This window comes from Bacillus sp. GMa5/1, assembly GCF_050172015.1.
GTDB lineage: Bacteria > Bacillota > Bacilli > Bacillales > Bacillaceae_G > Bacillus_A > Bacillus_A cereus.
In genome coordinates this window covers 1-305 of sequence record NZ_JBNLYC010000449.1, presented here as the reverse complement: position 1 = coordinate 305, position 305 = coordinate 1, and the positions used below count along the sequence as shown (strand labels likewise).

The window sequence follows — 305 nt, the reverse complement described above, 5'->3', positions numbered from 1 at the left end:
ATTGCATCCTTGCCATTAATCTTGATACTTGCATCTGCCGTATCAATTTCCACTACATCACCTTTTCGTACGATATAAGGTGCTTCAAGAGTGGTTGTTTTATTAAATTTCCAAACTTTGATGTCATTCACAGACGCGTTTAATCTTTTAACCTCTTGCCAACCGCCGATATGAACCATAACCTGTGCTAGCTGATTCTTTGAATATTTTTCTTCTACATCAAAATATTCACGATAAGATTCAGAATCATAAGTTCCATCAGGAAAAATCCTGGCAATATCTGCTGCCCAAAAGTTTCCCACACG

The 305-nt window shown here is 37.4% G+C and carries 1 pseudogene; it reads right to left on the bottom strand.

What is annotated here, in order from left to right:
* Window positions 1–305, bottom strand: a pseudogene (locus tag ACQGSG_RS29385) (distal tail protein Dit); the annotation flags it as partial.